The organism is Marinoscillum sp. HNIBRBA16962 (assembly GCF_057801515.1).
In genome coordinates this window covers 4331247-4355343 of the sequence record NZ_CM173603.1, presented here as the reverse complement: position 1 = coordinate 4355343, position 24097 = coordinate 4331247, and the positions used below count along the sequence as shown (strand labels likewise).

At 44.7% G+C, this 24097-nt stretch carries 14 protein-coding genes; 13 read left to right on the top strand and 1 reads right to left on the bottom strand.

Going from position 1 to position 24097, the window contains the following annotated elements; translation table 11 throughout:
• Nucleotides 1–199: 199 nt before the first annotated feature.
• The 9 genes from AC3E9V_RS18135 (at nucleotide 200) to AC3E9V_RS18095 (ending at nucleotide 13755) form a co-directional block, all read left to right on the top strand.
• Nucleotides 200–682: a hypothetical protein gene (locus AC3E9V_RS18135; RefSeq protein ID WP_488749564.1), complete on the top strand. Its 483-nt coding sequence runs from the start codon at nucleotides 200–202 to the stop codon at nucleotides 680–682.
• Between the two features lie 83 nt (nucleotides 683–765).
• Nucleotides 766–5454 (top strand): carbohydrate-binding domain-containing protein, encoded by a 4689-nt coding sequence (locus tag AC3E9V_RS18130; protein WP_488749563.1) that lies wholly within the window; start codon nucleotides 766–768, stop codon nucleotides 5452–5454.
• A gap of 186 nt (nucleotides 5455–5640) precedes the next feature.
• A complete protein-coding gene (locus tag AC3E9V_RS18125; protein ID WP_488749562.1) occupies nucleotides 5641–7374 on the top strand; it encodes a cellulase family glycosylhydrolase in 1734 nt (577 codons plus the stop codon).
• Between the two features lie 392 nt (nucleotides 7375–7766).
• A complete protein-coding gene (locus tag AC3E9V_RS18120) occupies nucleotides 7767–8582 on the top strand; it encodes an SDR family oxidoreductase (protein WP_488749561.1) in 816 nt (271 codons plus the stop codon).
• Complete coding sequence (locus AC3E9V_RS18115) at nucleotides 8579–9478, top strand: helix-turn-helix domain-containing protein (protein WP_488749560.1); 900 nt, start codon at nucleotides 8579–8581, stop codon at nucleotides 9476–9478. Before AC3E9V_RS18120 ends, AC3E9V_RS18115 begins: the two co-directional genes overlap by 4 nt.
• Nucleotides 9479–9484: 6 nt before the next feature.
• Nucleotides 9485–9907 (top strand): hypothetical protein, encoded by a 423-nt coding sequence (locus tag AC3E9V_RS18110; RefSeq protein WP_488749559.1) that lies wholly within the window; start codon nucleotides 9485–9487, stop codon nucleotides 9905–9907.
• A gap of 17 nt (nucleotides 9908–9924) precedes the next feature.
• A complete protein-coding gene (locus tag AC3E9V_RS18105; RefSeq protein WP_488749558.1) occupies nucleotides 9925–10407 on the top strand; it encodes a hypothetical protein in 483 nt (160 codons plus the stop codon).
• A gap of 45 nt (nucleotides 10408–10452) precedes the next feature.
• Complete coding sequence (locus AC3E9V_RS18100) at nucleotides 10453–10839, top strand: hypothetical protein (RefSeq protein WP_488749557.1); 387 nt, start codon at nucleotides 10453–10455, stop codon at nucleotides 10837–10839.
• Nucleotides 10840–10989: 150 nt separating this feature from the next.
• A complete protein-coding gene (locus tag AC3E9V_RS18095; protein WP_488749556.1) occupies nucleotides 10990–13755 on the top strand; it encodes a glycoside hydrolase family 2 TIM barrel-domain containing protein in 2766 nt (921 codons plus the stop codon).
• A 364-nt stretch (nucleotides 13756–14119) separates the two neighbouring features.
• Here the strand turns inward: AC3E9V_RS18095 and AC3E9V_RS18090 are convergent, their stop codons facing one another.
• Nucleotides 14120–15559, bottom strand: coding sequence for an alpha-L-fucosidase (locus tag AC3E9V_RS18090; protein WP_488749555.1), 1440 nt, complete (start codon nucleotides 15557–15559; stop codon nucleotides 14120–14122).
• A gap of 301 nt (nucleotides 15560–15860) precedes the next feature.
• Here AC3E9V_RS18090 and AC3E9V_RS18085 point away from each other — a divergent pair, with 301 nt between their 5' ends.
• The 4 genes from AC3E9V_RS18085 (at nucleotide 15861) to galB (ending at nucleotide 24076) form a co-directional block, all read left to right on the top strand.
• The gene (locus AC3E9V_RS18085) at nucleotides 15861–18989 is read left to right on the top strand and encodes a SusC/RagA family TonB-linked outer membrane protein (RefSeq protein ID WP_488749554.1); all 3129 of its coding nucleotides are present in this window, start codon (nucleotides 15861–15863) and stop codon (nucleotides 18987–18989) included.
• Nucleotides 18990–19001: 12 nt separating this feature from the next.
• Nucleotides 19002–20591, top strand: a complete 1590-nt coding sequence (locus tag AC3E9V_RS18080) for a RagB/SusD family nutrient uptake outer membrane protein (RefSeq protein ID WP_488749553.1) — start codon at nucleotides 19002–19004, stop codon at nucleotides 20589–20591.
• Nucleotides 20592–20642: 51 nt separating this feature from the next.
• Entirely contained in the window at nucleotides 20643–21542 is a 900-nt protein-coding gene (locus AC3E9V_RS18075) for a hypothetical protein (RefSeq protein ID WP_488749552.1), read from the top strand.
• A 116-nt stretch (nucleotides 21543–21658) separates the two neighbouring features.
• Complete coding sequence (galB, locus tag AC3E9V_RS18070; RefSeq protein ID WP_488749551.1) at nucleotides 21659–24076, top strand: beta-galactosidase GalB; 2418 nt, start codon at nucleotides 21659–21661, stop codon at nucleotides 24074–24076.
• Nucleotides 24077–24097 lie beyond the last annotated feature (21 nt).

Genomic DNA, 24097 nt, shown 5'->3' with positions numbered 1-24097 from the left:
AGACCCATTGTTGAAGAGAATACTTCAACTCTGTTTAATACTCGTTCACCCAACCTAAACGCCCATTCACGGAAAAACGTACCGGAAGTGGTCAAAACTTATATACCTTAAAGTACAACTAAAATGGAATAACCTTAATTTATACAAGCCAAGCGATCACTGATTGAGATGAAAATATTGATGGTTAAGAGTAAAGGTTATGAGGGAAAAGCGTCAATTCAGTACTTGGAAAAGGATATTGCTTTTATTGTTTTTTGTTAGACCATGGCATGCAGATGCTCAGGTTAATGAGTGGAAGAATGTGCCTGGTTTTGCTTCGAGGATTATTACCATTGATGTTACCGCACAGATTCATGTTTGTGCAGGACTGGGTCCGTCCAGCGTATCGGTAAGTGCTATTCAGACTTTGTTTGAAGATCGGTTACAGGCTGCCAATTTTCACAAAAGTATATGTGTGAAGTCATTTACAGCCGTTTCGGTTTCAGTTGTTCAACCAGTTCTAAAGCTCCAACAGGCTATTTATAATGGCAAAGGCAACCTTTACATTACTTATGGAAATGGGGTAGTATCCCATGCTCATTGGTACGAGCAAGAACCCATTAACCTTTGTAAGGTATTGAATACAAAGAAGATACTCTTTTCATTCACCCACAGGAAGTCAGGCCTTCCTTGTCTCCTCTAATTTTAGAATCTCAGACTGGATGAAAAAAGGTACTATAATAATACAACATTGATTAAAATGATAACAAACTAAATAATAGTTATATGACAAGAGAGCACCAACTTCAAATAGATCCATTGTGTCGATTACGATGGATACTGGTATCTCTGCTTTTACTGACAGAGGTTTTGCAATCGGATGCCCAATCTTACGAATGGGGAAATGTAGCCATCGGTGGCGGAGGATTTGTTTCGGCTGTAATAGCTGATCCAAATGCTCAGGATGTTTTTTATGCCCGGACCGATGTTGGCGGAGCATATAGATGGAATGAGACAACTCAATCGTGGATCCCGTTGACGGACTGGGTGTCTGAAACTGAACTGGGACTCCATGGTATCGATGGGATGGCCGTGGATCCCAGTGTGGCCGGCCGGATATACTTGCTGGCAGGTACCACTTACTGGAACGACGGTAAATCCATGTTCATGAGATCTGATGATTATGGAGATACCTGGGAGAAGTTTGACATCACCAGCCAGTTTAAAGCACACGGTAATGGTATGGGCCGGGGCAACGGAGAACGAATAGCCGTGGACCCCAACAACAGCAATGTCATTTTTATTGGCTCACGATTTGACGGGATGTGGAAAAGCACCGACCGGGGATCTACATGGTCACAGGTGACTTCCTATCCGGTCACGACGACCGCAAACGAAGCGGGAACTTCTATTGTTATCTTTGATCCTTCTTCGGCTTCCGGAGGAGTAAGCCAGACGATCTATGCGGGTGTTGGCCGGGCCGATGACAATCTTTATGTAAGTCACGATGCGGGGGCCAGCTGGTCGTTGGTAGCAGGACGTCCTACTACTGCGAGCATTATGCCGCAGCGAATGGCCCTGACCAGTGATGGTAATACACTCTACGTGACCTATGCGAATGGTGCCGGACCTCATGCTCAAACCTGGGGTGGGGTAAATGACTATTACAACCGGGGGGCTGTGTATGTATATGACGTTACTTCAGGCAATTGGACAGATATTTCCCCGGAAAATTTTATGCTGGATCTTGATTCAGTAGAAACTGTTCATTATGGTGCCTACAGCGGGATCTCTATCGATCCTAACAATGAAAACCGGATACTGGCCACTTCGATCAACAGTTGGACAGGTGTACAATATTGGAACGTTGATGGTACGTGGGAAGACCGCTATGGCGACAATATTTTCGTAAGTGAGGATGGGGGACAAACCTGGAGGGAGATGTTCAGGTTTTACTGGATCGATGGTGGAAACTACCCTGATTATGACATGGTAAGTGATAATGGTCATGGCTGGATAGAGGGGAGTACCTGCCATTGGAACAGCTCTGCGGTCATTGACCCATTCAACGCAAACAGGGCATTTGTCACCTCCGGAAATGGTATATTTGGAACTGATAATCTTTTGAATTCCTATACTGTAAATGGCGTTGAACATGGTAAAGCGACGTGGAAATTCAAATCTAATGGGGTTGATGAGACCGTACCCCAGGACCTTGTAAGTGTCCCTGGTGGCCCTTTGATTTCAACCATATTGGATTATACCGGCTTCAGTCATACGAATGTTGCCAAGTTCGTGCCTCAACATAACCCCCCCGCAGGTTCTACCACTGGTCTGGCTGTGGCCGCTCAAAACCCGGCCAAGGTGGTTCGTGTTGGCGTTGATATGCATTACTCTACAGATACGGCAAAGACCTGGACAAAAACCACGATCAATGGAGAAAAAGGAAAATTAGCTTTGTCTGCTGATGGCAATGTGCTGCTTCACTCACCTCAGGGGTCATCAGTCATGTACAGGTCTACAGACAATGGCAGCACGTGGAGCACGGTTAGTGGCATAAGTACAACATCAAGTTATTTACAGCCTGTGGCCGACCCGGTCAATTCGAACAAGTTCTATACTTACGACCCTGAGACAGGAGCGGTGATGCGCAGTACTGATGGTGGAGCTTCTTTCTCTCAGGCTTCCACAGTTGCTATCGATGGGAAGAGGAAGCTCCGGGCAGCTCCGGGCAGGGAAGGAGACATTTGGATCGCTTTGGATAGTGCTGGTCTGGTACGATCTACCGATTCCGGATCTTCTTTCAGCACTATCAGTGGAATTACTATATGTCGTGCCGTAGGCTTCGGTAAAGCAGACAGTGCGGCCAGCTATCCGGCTGTCTATATCTGGGGAATCATCAATGGCGTAACAGGCATTTACCAATCCATCGACGAAGGGGCCACCTGGACGCGTGTTAACGACGATGATCACGAATATGGCGGACCGGCCAACGGAGAATATGTGGTTGGTGATATGAATGTTTTTGGACGGGTATATATGAGTACGGCAGGAAGAGGCATTGTATATGGTGAGCCTGCCAGTACTTCGGACTACCTGATAGCATCCTCCAATTCTCTGGATTTCTCCTCATTTGCAGGAAGCAAAGGTGTTACGGTTAGTTCCAGTGTGAGTTGGACCGTATCGGATGATCAGTCCTGGATTTCCACCTCAGATACAACAGGGTCAAATGACGGTAGTTTTTCTGTAATAGTGGCGGAAGATACAACTACAAGTGGTCGCACCGGAACGGTGACCATTAGTGGTGGAGGAATAACTGAAACGATCAGTATTACGCAGGGAGGCGCATCTGAAAACATAAGTTTATCGGCTACTTCTCTGAGTTTCACTGCTGAGGATTCCAGCGAAGTTGTTTATGTTGGAGCTAACATAGCCTGGACGGTATCGGATGATCAGTCCTGGATTTCTACCTCAGACACGACAGGGTCAAATGACGGCTTTTTTTCCGTGCTGGTAACAGCTAATACCGATTCAACCAGTCGTTCAGGAACAGTGACAGTTACAGGTGGCGAGATTACCCGGACGATCGATGTTTTCCAGGCAAGTCCGTTTGGTACTACGAGTGTGTGGTTGGAGGCCGAATGCGGTAATGTAGGTTCATTGTGGAATGTTTATTCGGATGGCAATGCCTCTGGTACATTTGTTACTATCCAGTCCGGAAGCAATAGGATAAGTAGCGCTCCCGGTGATAGCGAGGGTCACATCTCCTATACCTTTGATGTAAGTGAAAGTGGCAATTATGTCCTTTGGAGTAGAGTCATTGCACCGACTGCTTCCGATGATTCATTTTGGATCCGGGTAGATGGAGGGTCATGGCTCGAATGGAACAATATTGCTCCCGGTTCCACTTCATGGACATGGGATGACGTTACTTCCTACAGCCTGGATTCAGGCAGCCATACTTTTACGGTAGCTTACCGGGAAGACGGTGCACGGTTGGATAGATTCATGTTTACCAATACCGGTGAGACACCTACCGGCGAAGGCTCGGCAGCCACCAATTGTTCTACAGGAGGCACGGATGTATGGGTTGAAGCTGAATGTGGCGAGTCAGGTTCTTTATGGGATACTGCCTCTGATACCAACGCTTCAAATGAACAATATGTGACGGTGCAATCCGGTAACAATAGTACAAGTAATCCTCCCGGTACAAACGGGCATATGAACTACAACTTCAATGTCAACGAAGGCGGGAATTACAAGGTTTGGGCCCGGGTGATTACACCAAATGCGAATGACGACTCTTTTTGGGTACGCATGGATAGTAGCAGCTGGTCACGCTGGAATAACATTCCGCTCACATCCACCTGGGGCTGGGATGATCTGCATGACCAAGGAACCAATACCTGGGAGGTCTACTATAACTTAAAGCCAGGGGACCACACCCTCACTGTAGCTTATCGCGAAGATGGGGCTCAATTGGATAAGGTACTGGTAACGAATGCAGGGACTACACCTTCAGGTGAAGGCTCGGCTGCCCCAAGCTGTAACGATAATATTGTCGTCCGTGCTCTGGGTACCAACGGAGATGAAACCATTGATCTGCGAGTGGATGGTACGACTGTGGCGACCTGGACTTTGGACACCACATTTACTGACTATACAGCCAGCGGTAATGGAGAAGTGACGGTTCATTTCACCAATGATAACAGTGGCAGAGACGTACAGGTTGACTATGTGATCATTAATGATACCACCTACCAGTCGGAGGATCAGTTTACCAATACAGGGGTATGGCAGAACAGCTCTTGTGGCGGCTCCAATAGCGAATGGCTCCATTGCAATGGATATATTAGTTACACATCCGCTCCTATAGTCGTCCGTGCACTGGGCTCCAATGGAGATGAGACCGTTGAACTGCGCGTGGATAGTACGATTGTGGCGACCTGGACATTGACTACTTCATTTGCTGACTATACAGCTACTGCAGAAAGTGGTGCTGTGACGGTTCATTTCACCAATGATAGCAGTGGCAGAGACGTACAGGTAGACTATATCACCATTGATGCAACTACTTACGAGTCCGAAGATCAGACGACCAATACGGGGGTATGGCAGAACAGCTCTTGTGGCGGCTCCAATAGTGAATGGCTCCATTGTGATGGATATATTGAGTATGCTTCTGCAAGCAGTGCTCGTAAGGCGGAGTTTGAAAACTCACTTGCAGCTCCCGACCAATCGGGGATAGTAATATATCCGAACCCATCGGAAGACGGGCGGTTCTATATTGATGTCCCTTCGGGTGATGGTAATACAGGGATACATATATTCAACGTCCAGGGAAAGCTTGTTCATAGCCAGGTATCAACCGGAGTGAATAAAGTAGAAGTAAATTCTGTACTGAACTCGGGAATTTACGTGGTCAGAATTCATTCCGAATCAATTAATGTTTCCAGGAAACTGGTAATTAGATAAAGATCACCAACCAGTGTTAACCCATGCCATGGCGACAAGCCGGGCATGGGTTTGTTTATTCCTTGTTGAGACTTCATACATTTACGTCCGTGATCAAGAACATTTCTGTCCCTACGGTTTCTGAGGGATTGTGAAAATTGCAACCAGTGTATAACTATAACAATCCGCCTAAATAGAACAAAACTTATGAAAGTCAATGGGATTCTCATTTTAGCAGGTTTAGCCCTGATGTTATTTATTTCTTGTAATAAAGACGATGAGTTCGATCCGGAAGAGCCGCTACTCACTGTAAGCGCTGATACGCTTATGTTTGGCTCCGGGGAAGATGAATCTATGCTTGGGGTCAGCATGAATGGAAGTAGCTGGACAGGTGTATCGGATCAGGACTGGTGTACGCTTTCAGTGACTTCCTCTACAAAAAGTGATGAGCAAGTATCTGTTTCAGTAGCTGCTAACACCACCCAGGAACAACGCAAGGCACAGCTGACCTTCACCATGGATGAAAAGTATACTGCTACTGTGGTGATCATACAGGAAGCAGCTGACCCGCCACTGATCACGGTGAGCAAAGAGACGCTCAATTTTACGTTCGCAGAGAGCGCCCTTACACTAGAAGTAAATATGAATGGAAGTAGCTGGACTGGTACATCGGATCAGGACTGGTGTACGCTTTCAGTGACTTCATCTACAGAAAGTGATGAACAAGTATCTGTCTCGGTAGCCGCAAATACCACCCAGGAGCAACGCAAGGCACAGCTGACCTTCACCATGGATGAAAAGTACACTGTCACCGTGGAGGTTATACAGAAAGGAGGTTACCCGGACTACAACACTTCTCCGCTGCCTCCGGACGAAACCGGTATGACAAGCACGGCTGTAGAGCTGGCCGCCAACATGAGCCTGGGCTGGAACGTAGGCAATTCACTCGAAGCTTCCGGAAGTGAAACTAACTGGGGCAACCCCAGAGTAACAGAGGAGCTTATCTTGCTTGCAAAAAACAGCGGCTTCAATGCCATCCGCCTGCCATGCTCATGGAATCAATACATGTCTGACCCGGATAAAGCTGAAATAAGTACCACCTGGCTCGATCGGGTAAAGGAAGTAGTGCAATATTGTGTAAATAATGACATGTATGTGTTACTCAACATCCACTGGGACGAAGGATGGCTGGAAAGGAATGTCACACTCGAAAAGCAGGATGAAAATAATGCCAAACAAAAAGCATTTTGGCAGCAGATAGCCACTCACCTTCGCGATTTTGATGAGCACTTACTGTTTGCCAGCGCAAATGAACCGCATGTGGAGAATGCCACACAAATGGCTGTGCTCAACTCTTACCATCAGACGTTTATAGATGCGGTACGGTCTACCGGAGGGAAAAACAGCTATCGGGTACTGGTGATCCAGGGGCCGTCAACAGATGTTCAAAAAACCAATGAGCTGATGACTACCTTGCCGGAGGATGAAGTGCCGGATAAACTGATGGCAGAAGTGCACTATTACTCCCCATATCAGTTTTGCCTGATGACCGAGGATGAGAGCTGGGGTAAGATGTTTTATTACTGGGGCGAGGACAATCACTCTACCACTGACACGGAGCGCAACCCGACATGGGGTGAAGAATCATGGGTTGATGAAATGATGGGACTTATGAAAGTACAGTTTGTCAACAAAGGTATCCCGGTAATTCTTGGAGAATTCGGCGCTATCAAGCGATCCGCCCTTACCGGAGAAGCACTCGAACTGCATCTGGCTTCCAGGGCCTACTATCTCGAATATCTGGTGCGGAGTTCTCTTTCCAATGGGGTCATCCCGTTTTACTGGGATAACGGTGGTTCAGACTTTGCTATATTCAACAGAGACAACAATACGGTTTCTGATCAGCAGGCGTTGGACGGGTTGTTAAAAGGCCTGGAATAGGACAAATGAGATGTACAAGCTATATCATAAATCAGTTCTTAACTAATCCTGCTTAATCACAACTTGACAAAGGCCTAAACACCCTTAAAGTTCTACCTGATACCATAGTTTACAGCAGCTGGCGAACTTCACGAAACGTCAGCTGCTTTTTTGTGCCGGAAGAAAACATAGGGTAGGGCCTTTGGCAAGGTTGGTAAAATAAATGGGTACCTTAGAACCGTACCCTTTCAATCTTCAGCACTGTTAACCTGTCACCCGGAACCCGGAACTTCGTTTTTTGAGCGCTTCTCCAAAAAGTATCACATCTTTTCATTTTTGTATAACAGCTCCACGGCATCCCTCCCTGACCTTTGGATGAGCTAAATAAGTATCATACATCCAAAGGATTAACCATGTCAAAGACAATATTCATCACAGGAGCCAGCAGTGGAATAGGCAAAGAAACTGCCATGTTTTTTGCTAACAAAGGCTGGAACGTAGCTGCTACCATGCGGAACCCGCAACGGGAGCGAGAGCTTAAGGAAACAGCCAATTTGAAGATTTTTGCGCTTGACGTTACCGATCCTGCCTCCATTCAAAAGGCTATAGGTGATGCCATAACCGCATTTGGGAAAATTGACGTGCTCCTCAACAACGCCGGGTATGGGATGGCCGGGGTGATGGAGTATGCTGAGCAGGAATCAGTCCGGCATCAGTTTGAGGTGAATGTCTTTGGCCTCTTTGAGGTGACCAAACAAATGCTCTCGCATTTTCGACAACAGAAGTCGGGTAGGATCATCAATGTTTCATCCATGGGCGGAAGGGTCTCCTTTCCATTATTTACCTACTACCATGCTACCAAATATGCGGTAGAAGGCTATAGCGAATCACTGAATTATGAACTCAATCCGCTAGGTATTGATGTGAAGCTCATCGAGCCCGGAGGGGTGCAAACCGAATTTGCAGGGAGGAGCATGAACTTTGTGGAAGGTGATGATCCGGACTACAATACCATACAAAACAAATTGCTCAAAGCACTCAAAGGTGAAGATGCAGCTTTTCCTTCTCGGCCGATCGATGTGGCCAGGGTGATCTTCAAAGCAGCCACCACCAAAAGTAAAAAAATGCGATATTTGGTTGGTAGCGATGCTAAAATGATGATTGGAATGAAGAAACTTCTGGGCACTGGCAATTTTCAGAAAATGGTAAAACGCTATTACAAGCTATGATGCACTTCACTACCATTTCAGAGCTACTGGAGGCATTTGGCCTGCCCAATTCACGTCATCCGCTGGTATGGATGATGAGCTTTGATGGTTGTGATATTAGTGATTTTAAACATGTGCCGAAATTTACCAGTGATTGTTACTTTATCTTTTTTAAAAAAATCACCGAGGGACAGGTCTTGTACGGGCATTCTGCCTATGACCATACCCAGGGGACGCTTTCTTTTTTCAAACCCCGGCAGATCATCGAATTTAAAGATGTGAAATGCGACGAAAGGGGATTTTTGCTGGTTTTTCATGAAAGTTTCTTACACAATACCAGCTTGTTTAGGAGCATAGACAAACTCAGCTTTTTTGATTATGAGGTCAATGAATCCCTTCACGTTTCGGATCACGAAAAAACGATCATCTGGCAACATTTCCATCAGATGGAAAAAGAATACGACAACAATGAGGATGAATTCAGCAAAGAACTCATCGTGGCCCAGATCGAGTCCATGCTCATCTATGCCAAACGCTTTTACAAACGTCAGTTCCTGCACAGACAACCCTTGCATCCCAACCTGTACTCCAGGTTCCAGCAGTGCTTACAGGATTATTATCAATCAGGACAGCAATTGAATTCAGGACTTCCGTCGGTAAGTTTTATGGCGTCAGCGCTGCATTTTTCTCCCAGGTATCTGAGTGACCTGCTTCACCACGAAACTGGAAAATCGGCGATTGAGCACATTCATTTATACATTATCAACCAGGCCAAACATCTGCTCGTGAGCTCGGATATGACGGTTGCGGAGGCGGCTTATCAACTGGGTTTTGAACACCCGCCGTATTTCACGAGATTATTTAAAAAGAAAACGGGTGTTAACCCGGTTGAATTCAGAGAACAACATATGAACTAACCTAAGATGAAACGACTTACAGATTTGAAAATCCTTTTTACAGTGGTAGCGGTATTGGAATTTTGCTATTTTTTGGCTGCAATGATGCCACCGGATTTGGTAAGGCCTGCCACAGGTTGGGAGCTGACTGCTGATGGGCATTGGATCACAAAGCTTATGGGAGTTGCCCTGCTGACACAAGCCTATATTGCCTGGATTTTCAGGAAAGAGCCGCACTTAGGTGTGGCCAGGGCTCTTGCCTTCTACCAGGTTGCAAGCGCAACGGCTGATTGGGTAATGTGGCTTCTTATGAAGGATCAGGGTATTTTTAATAATTCGTTAGCACAAACTACTGTTATTGCTGCTATCGTTTCACACTATATTTTAGGTGTGCTGCTCATTATCGGCATTAGCAGGACAAGAGGCTATGAAAAGGCTAAGCTCAAATAATCATAAAAACACAGCTGATGAACAACATAGAAAAATATTTTGAAGGGGAGAAGCTGCAGTGCATCGTTGGAATGATCATTTCCCTGATTTTTATTTCTGCTTCGATCTATTTCCTTTTTATGCAAAAGCCCGTATTGAAAGGGATGGCATATGCCTTTATTCCACTGTCCGGTTTACTATTGGCTATTTGCATAGGTATCGTCATCAGAACACCCTCAGACATTGAGCGTGTAACTGCTCTTTACCAAACGGCACCTCAACAAGTACAGACAAATGAGTTGCCGCGAATGGAAAAGGTAATGAAGAACTTTACCGTCATCAAGCGGGTAGAGATTTGCTTCTTTCTGGCAGGTTTACTGTTAGGAGTGTTCTTTTGGAGAAATGAACTGATCAGGGGCATTGCTATCGGGCTGATGATACAGAGTGTTTTACTCTACCTGTTTGATTATAGTGCGGCAATAAGAGGAAAAACATATATCGAATTTCTTCAATCCCTTTAATGACAAAAAGCAGATAAGTCACCCATCAGATAAACTAAAAAGAACATGCAATACTTTGGTTATACTTTAGTTCTTGTTCACAGCATTTTGCTTCTTTGGTCGGCAGGTGGCTTCCTCGAAATGCTTCTGCCCAGGGTGCCGTGGAAACCTTTTACCAATCCCGAGTTTCCGACCTGGGTACTGCTGATCCATTGGGGTTCGGTACTGTTTGCTTCAGTAATTTTCCTTTACGGATACTTTGCCCAGTGGGGCAAAACACCTCAAGTAATGGCGGTAGCTTATGGAATGATGGCGGTCGTTTGTGTCATCGAAACCTTCGGCTATATGACCAACTCAACCAAATATGTAGCCATGGGCGGTGAGTTTTTGGCATACACGATCATCCTGCTTCTGCTTTTCAGATCCGGTTATTTTATCAATTATTTCAACTGAATCATACATTTTTTAACCCTGAAGAAGCTAAATCTTACTCCGGCCCTGTGTGTAGGAGGGTTAAATTGTGAGTTCTAAAATCAGCCCGAAATTCGTGGGACCTCCTGAGTAGGGAATGGTAAACGGACCAATTTGTATAAACTATCTGATATGAAGTTGTTAATTTCTTTGAGCTTATTTGTTGTCACGCTGACAGTTTATTCCCAGTCAACTCAATTTTTATATCTCAGCGGAACAGATAAGGATCATACGGTGGATTGGGATTTTAAAGTTTCAGGTGGACGAAACTGCGGTAAATGGAAACAGATCCCTGTGCCTTCCAACTGGGAGATGCAGGGATTCGGTACTTACAGGTACTGGAGTGACTGGGGTGAAGATCCGGCGGCTGATAGTGTGGGGAACTACAGGTACACATTTGATGCGCCGGGTAGTTGGAAGAATAGGGTAGTGAACATTGTGTTTGAGGGCAGTATGACGGATACCGAGGTGAAGATCAATGGTAAACCGGCAGGACCTGTTCATCAGGGCGGGTTTTATGAGTTCAGCTATGACATTTCCAGTCTGTTGGAATTTGGAGGATCCAATCTGTTAGAGGTAGAGGTGCATCGTTTTTCATCCAATAAGTCAGTGAATCTCGCTGAGAGGAGAGCCGACTTCTGGATGTTTAGCGGCATTTTCCGGCCGGTGTATCTTGAGGCTTTGCCAAAGCAGCATATTGAACGGCTTGCCGTAGACGCACAGCATACAGGGCAGTTTTCAGTCGATGTTTTGCTCAAAAACATTTCTTCATCCAGTAAGCTTTTTGCTCAGATAGAAGCGCTGGACGGTACTCCCGTTGGTGAGGTTTTTTCAGCTCAGCTCAAAGAGAACCAGCAAAAAATAACACTTTCGACTTTTGTAAGTGATATCAAACCATGGTCAGCCGAATGGCCTAACCTGTATCGTGTCCGGTTAGCACTGAAAAAAGGAGACGACACCCTGCATACCATTTCTGAAAAATTTGGTTTCCGAACAATCGAAGTACGGAAAGGTGACGGAGTATACGTCAATGATCAGAAAGTCAGGCTCAGGGGAGCCAATCGTCATACTTTTTGGCCTACTTCAGGTAGGACGACCAGCAAGGAACTGAGCATAATGGATGCCATCCTGATCAAAGAGATGAACATGAACGCGGTACGGATGTCGCATTATCCTCCGGACAAACACTTTCTTGAAATCACCGATTCTCTTGGGCTGTATGTGATCGATGAGCTCACAGGCTGGCAGGATGAGTATGATGCTGAAGTGGGAAAGAAACTGGTGCGGGAGCTGATCGAGCGAGATGTTAATCATCCGTCCATTATTCTGTGGGCGAATGGAAATGAAGGTGGATGGAATGATGATCTGGACTCAGAGTTTTCCAAATGGGACCCCCAGAGCCGCACGGTCATTCATCCATGGGACAATTTTGGAGGGATCAATACCACACATTATGAAACTTATGATTGCTGTACGGATTCTTTTTTTCACGGAGTTGATCTTTTCATGCCTACTGAGTTTCTTCACGGACTGTACGATGGAGGTCATGGTGCGGGGCTGGAGGACTGGTGGAACCTGATGCTTGACAATCCGCTTGCTGTAGGTGGGTTTCTCTGGGCATTTGCTGATGAAGGGATAGTACGTGATGATCTGGAGGGCAGGATCGATGTGGCTGGTAATGGTGCTCCGGATGGTATAGTAGGCCCGTACCGGGAAAGGGAAGGGAGCTTTTTTACAATTAAAAAGATATGGTCACCCGTTTACCTGGAAATGGGAGAACTGGATATTTTCCCGGCTACCTTTTCAGGAAAACTGAAAGTGGAGAATCGATATGATCACACAAACCTGCAAGACGTGATTTTTTCCTGGAAGCTGGTTGATTTTCCAGGTCCTATATCAGGCGAGGAGATTGATGTCGCTGATTCAGGAAAAATGGTTTCCCCTGATGTAGCGCCTCATCAGACCGGCATGCTGTCATTAACCCTGCCAGACAATTGGCAAAGTCATGATGCGCTTTACCTCACGGCTACTGATCCGCATGGTCAGGAGATCTATACCTGGAGTTGGATGCTGGCCTCCCCTAAGTCCCCGGGCCATTTATTTACTACCTGCGGGCAAAAGGTGCAAGGACAACAGGAAAATGGGATCATATCTATGGAAGCTTGTGGAGTAAGAGTGCGGATCGATGCAAAAACCGGTTTGCTGTCCGGAGTGGAAGCAGATGGGGTTGATGTGCCGTTTGATCAGGGCCCGCAGTTACTGGGCGGTTCAGGTGAAGTGGAATCGTTGACTCATGGCCTTCAGGACGAAAGTTATGTGGTGGATGTTCAGCTCAATGGGGGGCTCAAAAACATTCAGTGGAGTTTGCAGCCTGATGGCGGGTTGAAGCTGAAATATGCCTATGAAATTCGTGGCGACAAAAAGTATGATGCTATGGGAGTTACGTTTAGTTTTCCCGAAGATAATGTGACAGGAATGAGCTGGTTGGGAAGAGGCCCTTATCGTGTCTGGAAAAACAGGACCAAGGGTGTGGAGTTTGGTATATGGCAAAAAGACTACAACGATACAGCTACCGGCGAAAGTTGGGATTACCCTGAATTCAAGGGGTTTCACAGTGATATGTACTGGGCAAGACTGGAAACAAAGAGTAAGCCAATTACTATTGTGTTCACTGCTACTGATACCTATCTACGGTTATTTACACCCCGTGAGGGACCTGATCCACGGGCTACTCATGTGAATTTCCCGGAGGGAGATATTTCCATACTTAAGGGTATATCCCCGATTGGTACCAAATTTCATGCAGCTGAGGTGCATGGCCCTGCCGGAGAAAAGAATTTTGTGCAGCGTCATGGCAGATGGATAGGGGATGAGGTGTATTTTTATTTTGGGGAATGATTTTGTTGCAGGATTGATCAATATTGGAACAATTACAGGCTTTTAAACATTGAAAGAGAAGTGTAGCAGTTCCACCTCCTGAGGTGAAATCAAATGAGCAAAATAATCGTTAATTTTATGGGATAATGAAAGCAGACATCAAGACAGAACTAAAAGACCTGATTGATCAGGAGACAGACCTTAGCTTATTAGAGGCGGATGATCCTAAGAAAATGAAGGGTTAGTCTACCTGTCCACCCCTAATCCCACAATCCCGACCCCACTTGCCTGGAATAGGCAGCAAGGAGGTACGGCAATGGGGGTTATAGAAAAATTTATCAAATCCATACTCCCCTTACTTCTTAATCGTAACTTGACAAAGCCGCTAGTACACCTCAACATTAGAAATCACAGGGCAGGCTTTAGCATTGCGGATGTATATTTTAATCCTTGAAGTATTAATCGGATCGATTCTCAGTATCCTCTTATAGCCAATAGTAGTGCCCACAGCAATTTGTTGCCACCCATTATTCTTCCAAACCTCAACGTTGAATGACTTGATCCGTTGACCAAGTCTGATGTACTCCTGAAGCAGAATGTATTTTACTATTTCCTCCCCATTCAGATCGATCTCTAAACTTCCGGAAGTGATGCCATCCTCCGTACTCCAGTAAGTTTCACCGTCACCGTCAGTAGTCCTGGTCCCTGAGTATTTTTTTGCACCACCTCTAATATTGGAAGCTTTTACTGGAGCATTGGAAGCTAGATTGTTTCTAAACTCAGTTTCTAATAATGCTTTAAAACCCTTAAGAGCGGATATATCAGCTTCGTGAAATTGTCCCCTGGTGTCCGGTGGAACATTGAGTAACAGTGTAGACCCCCGACCTACGGAATTCAAATAGATTTCGAAAAGCTGTTCCGGAGATTTGACAAGACTGTCCTCTTTCTCATGGTAAAACCATCCAGGGCGAATGGAAACATCTACTTCAGCCGGGATCCAGTGGGTTCCATTTTCAGAACCAGTGTTGAGCAGATCGGTTATGCCGGCTTTCCCAGCATATAAAGTATCAGGAGTGATGGGGTTCCAGTTAGTTTTTCCGGCTATTCCGTTTTCATTTCCGCACCATCGCACTCCCGGACCTGCATCACTAAAAAAGATCACATCCGGTTCCATTTCTCTGACCATATCCAGGGTTGTAGTCCAGCCGTAGTAATTTTCCCGGTTAATTTTTCTGATTTCATTGGCTCCTCCATAGTACCCATCTCCTCCGTTTGCTCCATCAAACCACATTTCAAAAATGGGTCCGTAATTTGTGAATAATTCTTTTAGCTGATTTCTGTAGTAGTTGATGTACTCCGGACGTCCATAATTCGGGTGATTTCGGTCCCATGGTGAAACGTAGACTCCAAACCTGAGGTCAAACTTTTTGCAAGCTTCAGAGACCTCACGAACCACATCTCCTTCACCACTTTTGTATGGACTGTTTTTTACTGAATGTTTCGTATAAGCTGATGGCCACAGGCAGAAACCATCATGATGCTTACAGGTGAGGATGACTCCCTTGAATCCGGTATCTTTCAACACAGATATCCACTGTTCCACATCCTGATCGACCGGATCAAATACTTCAGGACTTTCATCGCCATAACCCCATTCTTTATCAGTAAAGGTGTTGGTGGTGTAGTGGATAAAAGCATTCATTTCCATTTCATGCCATTGCATCTGAGCAGCAGAGGGTGTAGGATGTATTGCTTCTGGAGGTGCCACATTCTGCTGGCAGGAAAGAAAGGTCAAAAAGGTAGTCAGTGTAATGAGTACTTTCATGAATATTGATTGTGATGTGGGAATCTGGCCCTTTCTCAAGTAAATAAAAATGGGATAAAACCTTCCTTTTTTAACAGAAAGATAGCATTTATTTTATGAAAATGACCTTTTGAGCAATTGTAAGGCCCTTTTTTACCCACCTGACATTTTTATACCCTATTCCAACCAAAACAGCACCGGCTCCAGATCAAATTCCATTTAAAATTGGGAAGTCTTTAATCTAAAGAGTAATTGCTGGCGGATAGGTGCTATGCTGATTTTTAAGTAATAACTACAAATAATATTAAAAGCGTAAATGGATATGAAGAAGATCTATACAGAATGCAGAGGGAAGAGAAAGGCATTATCGGTATCGATAATCTACGCTCTTTTTTACTTTGCTTTAATACTGGGGGCCGTGCCGGTCATGGGACAGGAGCGGATAGTAACCGGGACAATAACTTCAGGAGACGACGGACAGCCAGTTCCTGGCGCTACAGTAGTTGTTAAAGGAACCACGTCCGGTACCGTGACAGATCTTGATGGCAATTTCAGGCTTTCTGTTCCTGGTTCGGACGCCACCCTTACGGTTTCCTTTGTCGGCTACCAGAAAGAAGAAATAGTGGTGGGGGATAGGACGGTTATAGACGTTTCTTTGCAGCCTGATATCACGAGTCTTGAGGAGGTGGTAGTAGTCGGGTATGGAGCCCAGAAGAAAAAGGTAGCTACTGCGGCGACTGTGTTTGTAAAGGAGGAAGACATCCAAAAAACAAACAGTCTGAGAATAGAACAGGCGATCCAGGGGCAGACTGCCGGAGTAAGTATAGTAACCAATTCAGGTCAACCAGGGTCAGCTATGAAAGTCAGGGTACGCGGAGTTGGTACTGTAGGCAACAATGATCCACTCTACTTAGTAGATGGTGTGCCTGTAGAGGACATCAGTTATTTGGATCCCGCAAGTATTGAGCGGGTTGATGTACTGAAAGATGCTTCTTCTGCTGCTATTTATGGAGCTCGGGCTTCTAATGGTGTAGTGCTGATTACAACCAAGTCAGGCAAGGAGGGCAAGCCGATTCTTAGCCTGAACACCTATGTGGGAAGACAAAATGCTTATAAAAAACCGGATTTACTTGATGCACGGCAATATGCCAATCTATTAAATGAAGCCTCACAAAATTCAGGGTCGAGTGTGCTTTACAATCCATCTCAAATTGCGGCTTTTGGAGAGGGGACAAATTGGTTTGATGAAGCATTGAACGATAATGCTCCGATCAGCAATGTTTCTCTTAACCTTTCGGGCGCTTCTGAAAAATCTTCCTTTTCACTTGGCTTTTCGAAGTTCAAACAAGAAGGGATCATAGGTGGTGATTTGGACAAGTCTGTTTATGACCGTACCACTTTCACAATTAATACAAGCAATGAGGCGGTAGATGGCTTATTGAGAATTGGTGAGAATCTGACATATTCCAATTCGAAACAGAACGGAGTGGCTACAGGTGGAATATATTTTAATTCCATCCGGCCATTTTTTAATGCAGCTCCCATATTTGATGTGTATGATGAAAACAGAGAATATGATAGATCCCCTTTTGTGGACCAGTCTAATCCGATTGCTTCAATGGCCTACAATAATTTCAATGACAATAAAAACGATAAGTTACTAGGAAATGTATTTGCCGAATTGACCCCAATAAATGGCTTGACTTTACGGTCTAGTTTTGGGGTGGAGCTTAACTTCTCTACAGGGCGGTCTTTTGTCCCTGTGTATGAGCTGACACCCAGTAACAGGAGAACAGTAAATGAAGCTACGCAAAGTGCAACACGCTCTTTCAACTACAACCTGGATAATACGATCAAATATGAGTTGAATACAGGGCAGCATAATGTGGAATTCTTGCTGGGTAATACTGTTCAGGAACGGACCAGTGTTTGGTCAGGGGCCACCTACGAAGGGTTGATTTTTAGCGACTTTGACCATGCTTACCTGGATAACGGTACCAGTGATACCACTATTAACGCGTGGGGTAGCCGATTTGAATATGCCTTGTTTTCATTGTTTGCCAGAGTGCAATATAACTTCAATGAGAAGTATCTCTTGACAGCAACTGTACGTCGTGACTACTCATCTAATTTCGGAGAAAATAATAGGTACGGAGATTTCCCCTCTGTCTCTGTAGGATGGGTCATTTCAGATGAAGATTTTTTTGATCCTTTGACTTCTTTTATTGACTTTATGAAACTCAGGGCAAGTTGGGGGCAAAATGGTAATGACCGGATCGGAACCTTTCAGTACGTTTCGTTGGTCAACTCCATAAATAAAAATTATTACTTCGGAAGTGGTGACGTAAAATATGTAGGTTCGGCTCCCGATGACATTGATAATCCTGATATTAAGTGGGAGACATCCGAGCAAATTGACATAGGGGTAGAGGCCTCACTCTTCCAGGATTTCACACTTGCGGTTGATCTTTATAAAAAATCGACCAAGGACTGGTTGGTGACTGCCCCAATTCCTCTGCATGTAGGAGCAAATAGTCCAACAATCAATGGCGGGAAAATAGAAAACAAGGGCTTGGAACTTGAATTGGGGTATAAAAAGTTGTTTGGTTCAATTGAAGTTGGTCTCAATGGAAATATAGCCTTCAATAAGAATCAGGTTACAAGAATAGATAATGAGGAAAAAATCATTCATGGAGATGCTAATCTGCTATTCCAGGGTATTGATGAAGTTTATCGTGCCGAGGTGGGTTACCCTGTAGGTTATTTCTATGGGCTCAAGGTGGACGGGATCTTCCAAAACCAGCAGGAGATTGATGATTACAATGTAGATGGACAATTAGTCCAGCCGGGAGCCAGACCAGGAGATGTGCGGTTTGCCGACTTGAACGGGGATGGGGTGATCAACGATGAAGACAACACGATGATAGGCAGTCCCCACCCTGATTACACCTATGGTTTTAATCTGGACCTGAGATACAAAGGATTTGATCTTTCGGCTTACACTTATGGGATGGGAGGAAAGCAGAACCTGATGTCGGTAAGGTCCTATGAAAGGTTTTACAACAACTATACTACAGAAATACTGGATAGATGGACTGGTGAAGGGAGTAGTAACTCATTGCCTCGTGTAACATTAGGCAATGAGCCAAACCAGAACTATCAGAGGTCTTCCGAATTATATGTGAAAGAATCCTCATTTTTCCGGATCAAGGCCCTGAATTTGGGATATAATTTTGCTTCACTTTTTGGTGAATCACCATTTCAGGAGGTACGGCTGTATTTCTCAGCGAATAATTTATTCACTGTCACTAAATATCCCGGTTTAGATCCGGAGGTAGGTTTTGGAGGTACAGGTCCCGGTTCCGGGAATGTTGGATGGGCCAGTGGTCTTGACGTGGGATATTACCCTCAGCCCAGGACTTTTCTTTTAGGTCTAAATGTGAAACTCTAATTGAAAAAGGACATGAAAAAGATACATAAAATAATAGGAGTGTTGATTCTTACTTTTGGAATCTCAGGTTGTGATGAAGATTTTCTAGATAAAACACCGTATACAGAGAAAGTTACTACTAATTTTTATAAAACCCCCGAAGAAGCTTTTGAAGGATTAGTTGCTGTATATGATATGCTTCAGCGAACCGGGTTTGGTCATTTCATTCTTACCTCTGAGTTGGCTTCTGATAATTGTTTTGGAGGAGGTGGCAAAAGCGATGATTTCTCTATGCAATATTGGGATCGTTTTGAAACCGGCCAGGACCTAAACATTGCTCTTTGGCAGAATAACTACAAGGGTATCTATCGTGCTAACCTTCTTCTGGAAAAGCTTCCTGATGTGGACTGGGGAAATAATCCGGACCTGGAGTTGAGGTATGAGGCTGAAGCGAGGTTTCTGAGAGCCCATTTTTATTTTGAATTAGTCCGGGTTTTTGAAAACATCCCATTAGTAACCAAACCACTGGAAAGCGAAGAGTTCATTCAGGAACAGGCAGCACCAGCGGAAGTTTATACGCAGATAGCAGAAGACTTCAAGTTTGCAGTGGAAAACCTGCCTGAAGTACCCTATCCGAATCAATCTTCTGCTGAGTATGGTAGGGTGACAGTATGGGCTGCAAAAGCATATCTGTCTAAGGTCTTTCTCTTTTATACAGATTATTATGAGCAGCCGATGATAGGAGATGTGATAACCAAATCAGAAGTATTGCAACATCTCGATGATGTGATCAATCAAAGTGGTCATGATCTGGTGAGCGATTATGCGTCGTTGTGGAGAGCATCGTCTGTTCAGCCTGATTCTACGCTTGATTACGCAGGTGAAAATAACGAGGAAATTGTATGGTCAGTTAAATATACCCACAAAGGGTTGAGGGATTGGAGTCTGAACGATGGGAACAGGTGGATTGTGATGATCGGTTTACGAACCTCTCGTGTGTTTCCTTATGGGTCCGGTTGGGGCTTTGGTCCCGTTGAGCCGGATTATTGGAACGCTTTTGCTCCGGAGGATACAATAAGAAGAAATGCTACAATCATTTCAGCGGATTATGAGGGAATCACATTTAATGTAAGTGATTGGAGGCAGGCAACAAATTATGCCTGGAAAAAATACAACCCGGTTACGCTGAATGGAACTCAAAACTCATCTGAGGAAATTGGTGGAGATTTTCAGATCGACAATTTTGAAGACTACATAGTCATTCGTTATGCGGATGTACTGTTAATGGCGGCCGAACTCAACCTTGGAGAGAACCAGGCATTGGCCCAGCAATACTTTGATCAGGTCAGATCCAGAGCCATACCTTCTTATGTGGCAGGATCTATTACGGTTTCCAAAGATGCCATTATAGATGAGAGGCGGTTTGAGTTTGGTCTTGAGGGGCATCGGTACTGGGATCTGATCAGGCAGGATATGAATACAGCAAAAGCTGCTTTAGACCACTCAAATGGTGACCCTGAATTTGATGTGTCATTCAGGCCTGAAACAGGTGGTTTCCTGGCAATCCCTGAATCACAAATCACGATAAGCGCTGGAGCTTTTGAACAAAACCAGGGATGGTGATATATGAATTTTTAAATTGAAATAATGAATACAACTAAAATGAAGATGATTATGAAGAATGCAACAATTTACTTGATGACGTTAGTCTTTACGGCTATGTTGTTTATGATCTCATGTAAGGATGATGAGGAGAAGAAATTAACAACAGAAGATCTGGTGTTTTCTATTACCCAAACAGAAGGGTATGACAATGAAGTGACTCTGAAGAATGAAACAGAAGGTACAACTGCGTTCTGGGATTACCAAATAGGCACTTCCACACTTAACGAGGTAACAGTTGTTTTCCCTTTCCCAGGAGAGTATACTATTGCCTTTAGCGCTACAACAGAGGATGGAGATGTATTAGAGGCTGAGCCTCAAACTATTACGGTTTCTGAGTTGGACTCTGAGACCTTCTCAGATCCTGCTTACGAATTACTCACTGGTGGAGTAGAGGGTAAAACCTGGGTTATTGACATGGATGGTCAGCCTAACGGATGGTACGGACTGGAAGAAGAAGGTCAATATCACGATGGTGTTCCGGGGGGAGGTCAGGATTGGAACTGGCATCCTGAACATCAGAGTTGGGCATATCCTTATCAGGATTATGGTTCAGTGACTTTTGATGTGAATGGTGCTTTTAACATGAGTGTTCATCAAATAGACACCTCAGGTGCCGAAACAGACTGTTCAGGAGGCTTTGAACTTAAGCTTGATGAGGACGGCCGTGTAGACTTCACATGTCCTATGTTGATTCCAACTCCTTTGTATGGTCAGACTAGTATTGATACTCAGAATCCTGATGAATCATGGACAAAAGGAACACCGGATACTACCCTGGTTATGAACAATATGAAAATTTTCAAACTGGTTCAGGATACCTTGCAAGTGGGCTGGGTACGGCCTGAGCCAAATGAGGCTGGTGGTTCTTGTTATGTAGTGATACAATATATTTCTTCTGAAAACAAGTAAAGCCCCAGGGTTTGAATAACACAAGCAAACAATACCGAGTTTAATATTCATAATTGCTTAAAACCTGGCACTTGGTGCCAGGTTTTTTCTAATTGATATTTGATTTCAAAAATTCTATGCCTACCAGACTTGTAACCTGTATTTTCATTTTACATTTCTTTATCTCCTGCCAGGAAAGTGGAGACCAAAGAAAGGTTATAAACTTCAATAATTCCTGGTCCTTCACCCTGGCAGACTACCAAAATCCATCCGGTTTTGATCCTGATTCTTTAGAATGGCGTACCCTCGACCTCCCCCACGACTGGAGCATCGAAGGGTCATTTGATCCGGACCACCCTGCAGGAACTGGGGGTGGCGCTTTACCCGGAGGAGTAGGCTGGTACACAAAAGAGTTTTCACTGAGTCAAGCCGATGAAGGTAAAAAGGTTTTTATTCAGTTTGATGGTGTTTACCAAAACAGTACGGTCTGGATTAATGGGAACAAATTAGAGACCAGACCCAATGGCTACATTTCCTTTGAATACGACCTGACCCCTTATGTTTCGTTCGAGACAGAAAACCTGCTTACGGTTAAAGTAGACAATTCCCAGCAACCAAATTCACGATGGTATTCCGGGTCGGGTATTTACAGAGATGTTCGTCTCGTTTTAAAAAACAAAACCTACATTCCGCAATACGGGGTACAGGTTACAACGCCGGTCGTTGATGAAAATACGTCTTCAGTGCTTGTTTCTACTGAGATAAAGAATGAGGAAAATAAAGATATAAATATTGAATTAGTAACTACTATCTCCCATGCGGGAGCTACAGTTGCTCAAAGTAGCGTTCAAAAGATTTTATTCGCCGGTCAGGGAGACGAAGTAGATCAAAAGCTAGTGGTACAAAACCCAAAATTGTGGTCTTCTGAGTCTCCCAATCTTTACAAAGCCACCATTCAGGTAATTAGTAACGGAGAAGTTTTGGATGAGGATCGTGTTTCGTTTGGAATCAGGTCCTTCTCGTTTGATGAAAAGGAAGGCTTTTCCCTGAATGGAGAATCAATAAAGATCAAAGGCGTATGCCTGCATCACGATCTGGGATGCCTGGGAGCTGCATTTAATACCCGGGCCATGGAGCGTCAGCTGGAAATTATGCAGGGGATGGGAGTAAATGCAATAAGGACAGCGCATAATCCTCCGGCGCCTCAGGTTCTTGATCTATGTGACCGTATGGGCATATTGGTGATGGATGAGATGTTTGACATGTGGAAAATGCAAAAGTCGAAATATGATTACGGAATGTACTGGGACGAGTGGCATGAGCAGGATCTTAGGGACTTTATTCGACGCGATAGAAACCATCCGAGTATTATCGTCTGGAGTGTAGGCAACGAGATCCTGGAGCAATACAACCACGCGGACACCACCGGAGGAACGATCGCAAAAGAGCTTGTCAGTATTGTCAGAGAGCTTGATCCTACCCGGCCAATTACCACAGCTAATAATGACACCTCTCCGGACAATCCGCTCATCAAATTTGGCGGTCTTGACCTGGTCGGGTTTAATTATAATCACGAGGAGTATGAACAGTTTCAGGATAATTTTCCTGGTCAAAAGTTTATTGCTACAGAGACCAATTCCGAGCTCTCCACCCGTGGACATTACGATATGCCCTCCGACAGTGTACGAATCTGGCCTCTGGCCTGGGACAAACCGTTTGAATTGGGCAATCCTGACAATACCGTATCCGCTTATGATCATGTGAGACCGCCCTGGGGTTCGACGCATGAGGATACCTGGAAAATCGTGAAAAACAATGATTTCATCTCAGGGATGTTTATCTGGACCGGGTTTGACTACCTGGGAGAGCCTACACCATATGGATGGCCTTCCAGAAGCTCTTATTTCGGTGTGGTAGACCTGGCTGGCTTTACAAAAGATACCTACTTTATGTACAAAAGCGAATGGTCAGATGATACGGTCTTACATATCTTTCCTCACTGGAATTGGGATAAGGGAAAGACTGTGGACGTATGGGCTTATTATAACAACGCTGATGAAGTAGAGCTTTTTCTGAATAATAAGTCTCTTGGTACGAGAACAAAGTCTGAAGGCCAGTTTCACGTCATGTGGAGGTTGGATTTTGAGCCGGGCACTATTCGGGCTGTGTCCAGAAAAGGTGGACTGGAAGTGGCAGTGAAGGAAATAAAAACAGCTGGTAAGCCTTCTCAGCTTAGAGTTTCACCGGATCGGGACCTTATAAACGCAAACTCGGATGATCTATCGTTTGTGACAGTTGAAGTGCTCGATTCTGTTGGAAACATTGTTCCGTACGCAGACAATGAAATTGTCTTTTCAATAACCGGTCCGGGAGAAATTGTTGGAGTGGATAATGGGGATCCTGTAAGTCATGAATCTTTTCAGGAACCAAACCGAAAGGCTTTCCACGGCTTGTGCCTGGCAATTGTTAAAGGAGAGGAACCAGGAGTGATTACCCTCAGAGCTGAGGCTTCCGGCTTACAGGGTGAAGAAGTAAAGATTGAGGTCCAAAAATGATGATTTTAAAAGGTAAAATTT

Coding starts and splice junctions, on each gene's coding strand:
- AC3E9V_RS18110 (WP_488749559.1), top strand. CDS start 9,485: ATGAAACGACTTACAGATTTGAAAATCCTTTTTACAGTGGTAGCGGTA.
- AC3E9V_RS18090 (WP_488749555.1), bottom strand. CDS start 15,559: ATGAAAGTACTCATTACACTGACTACCTTTTTGACCTTTCTTTCCTGC.
- AC3E9V_RS18100 (WP_488749557.1), top strand. CDS start 10,453: ATGCAATACTTTGGTTATACTTTAGTTCTTGTTCACAGCATTTTGCTT.
- AC3E9V_RS18125 (WP_488749562.1), top strand. CDS start 5,641: ATGAAAGTCAATGGGATTCTCATTTTAGCAGGTTTAGCCCTGATGTTA.
- AC3E9V_RS18120 (WP_488749561.1), top strand. CDS start 7,767: ATGTCAAAGACAATATTCATCACAGGAGCCAGCAGTGGAATAGGCAAA.
- AC3E9V_RS18080 (WP_488749553.1), top strand. CDS start 19,002: ATGAAAAAGATACATAAAATAATAGGAGTGTTGATTCTTACTTTTGGA.
- AC3E9V_RS18095 (WP_488749556.1), top strand. CDS start 10,990: ATGAAGTTGTTAATTTCTTTGAGCTTATTTGTTGTCACGCTGACAGTT.
- galB (WP_488749551.1), top strand. CDS start 21,659: ATGCCTACCAGACTTGTAACCTGTATTTTCATTTTACATTTCTTTATC.
- AC3E9V_RS18085 (WP_488749554.1), top strand. CDS start 15,861: ATGAAGAAGATCTATACAGAATGCAGAGGGAAGAGAAAGGCATTATCG.
- AC3E9V_RS18075 (WP_488749552.1), top strand. CDS start 20,643: ATGAAGAATGCAACAATTTACTTGATGACGTTAGTCTTTACGGCTATG.
- AC3E9V_RS18135 (WP_488749564.1), top strand. CDS start 200: ATGAGGGAAAAGCGTCAATTCAGTACTTGGAAAAGGATATTGCTTTTA.
- AC3E9V_RS18105 (WP_488749558.1), top strand. CDS start 9,925: ATGAACAACATAGAAAAATATTTTGAAGGGGAGAAGCTGCAGTGCATC.
- AC3E9V_RS18130 (WP_488749563.1), top strand. CDS start 766: ATGACAAGAGAGCACCAACTTCAAATAGATCCATTGTGTCGATTACGA.
- AC3E9V_RS18115 (WP_488749560.1), top strand. CDS start 8,579: ATGATGCACTTCACTACCATTTCAGAGCTACTGGAGGCATTTGGCCTG.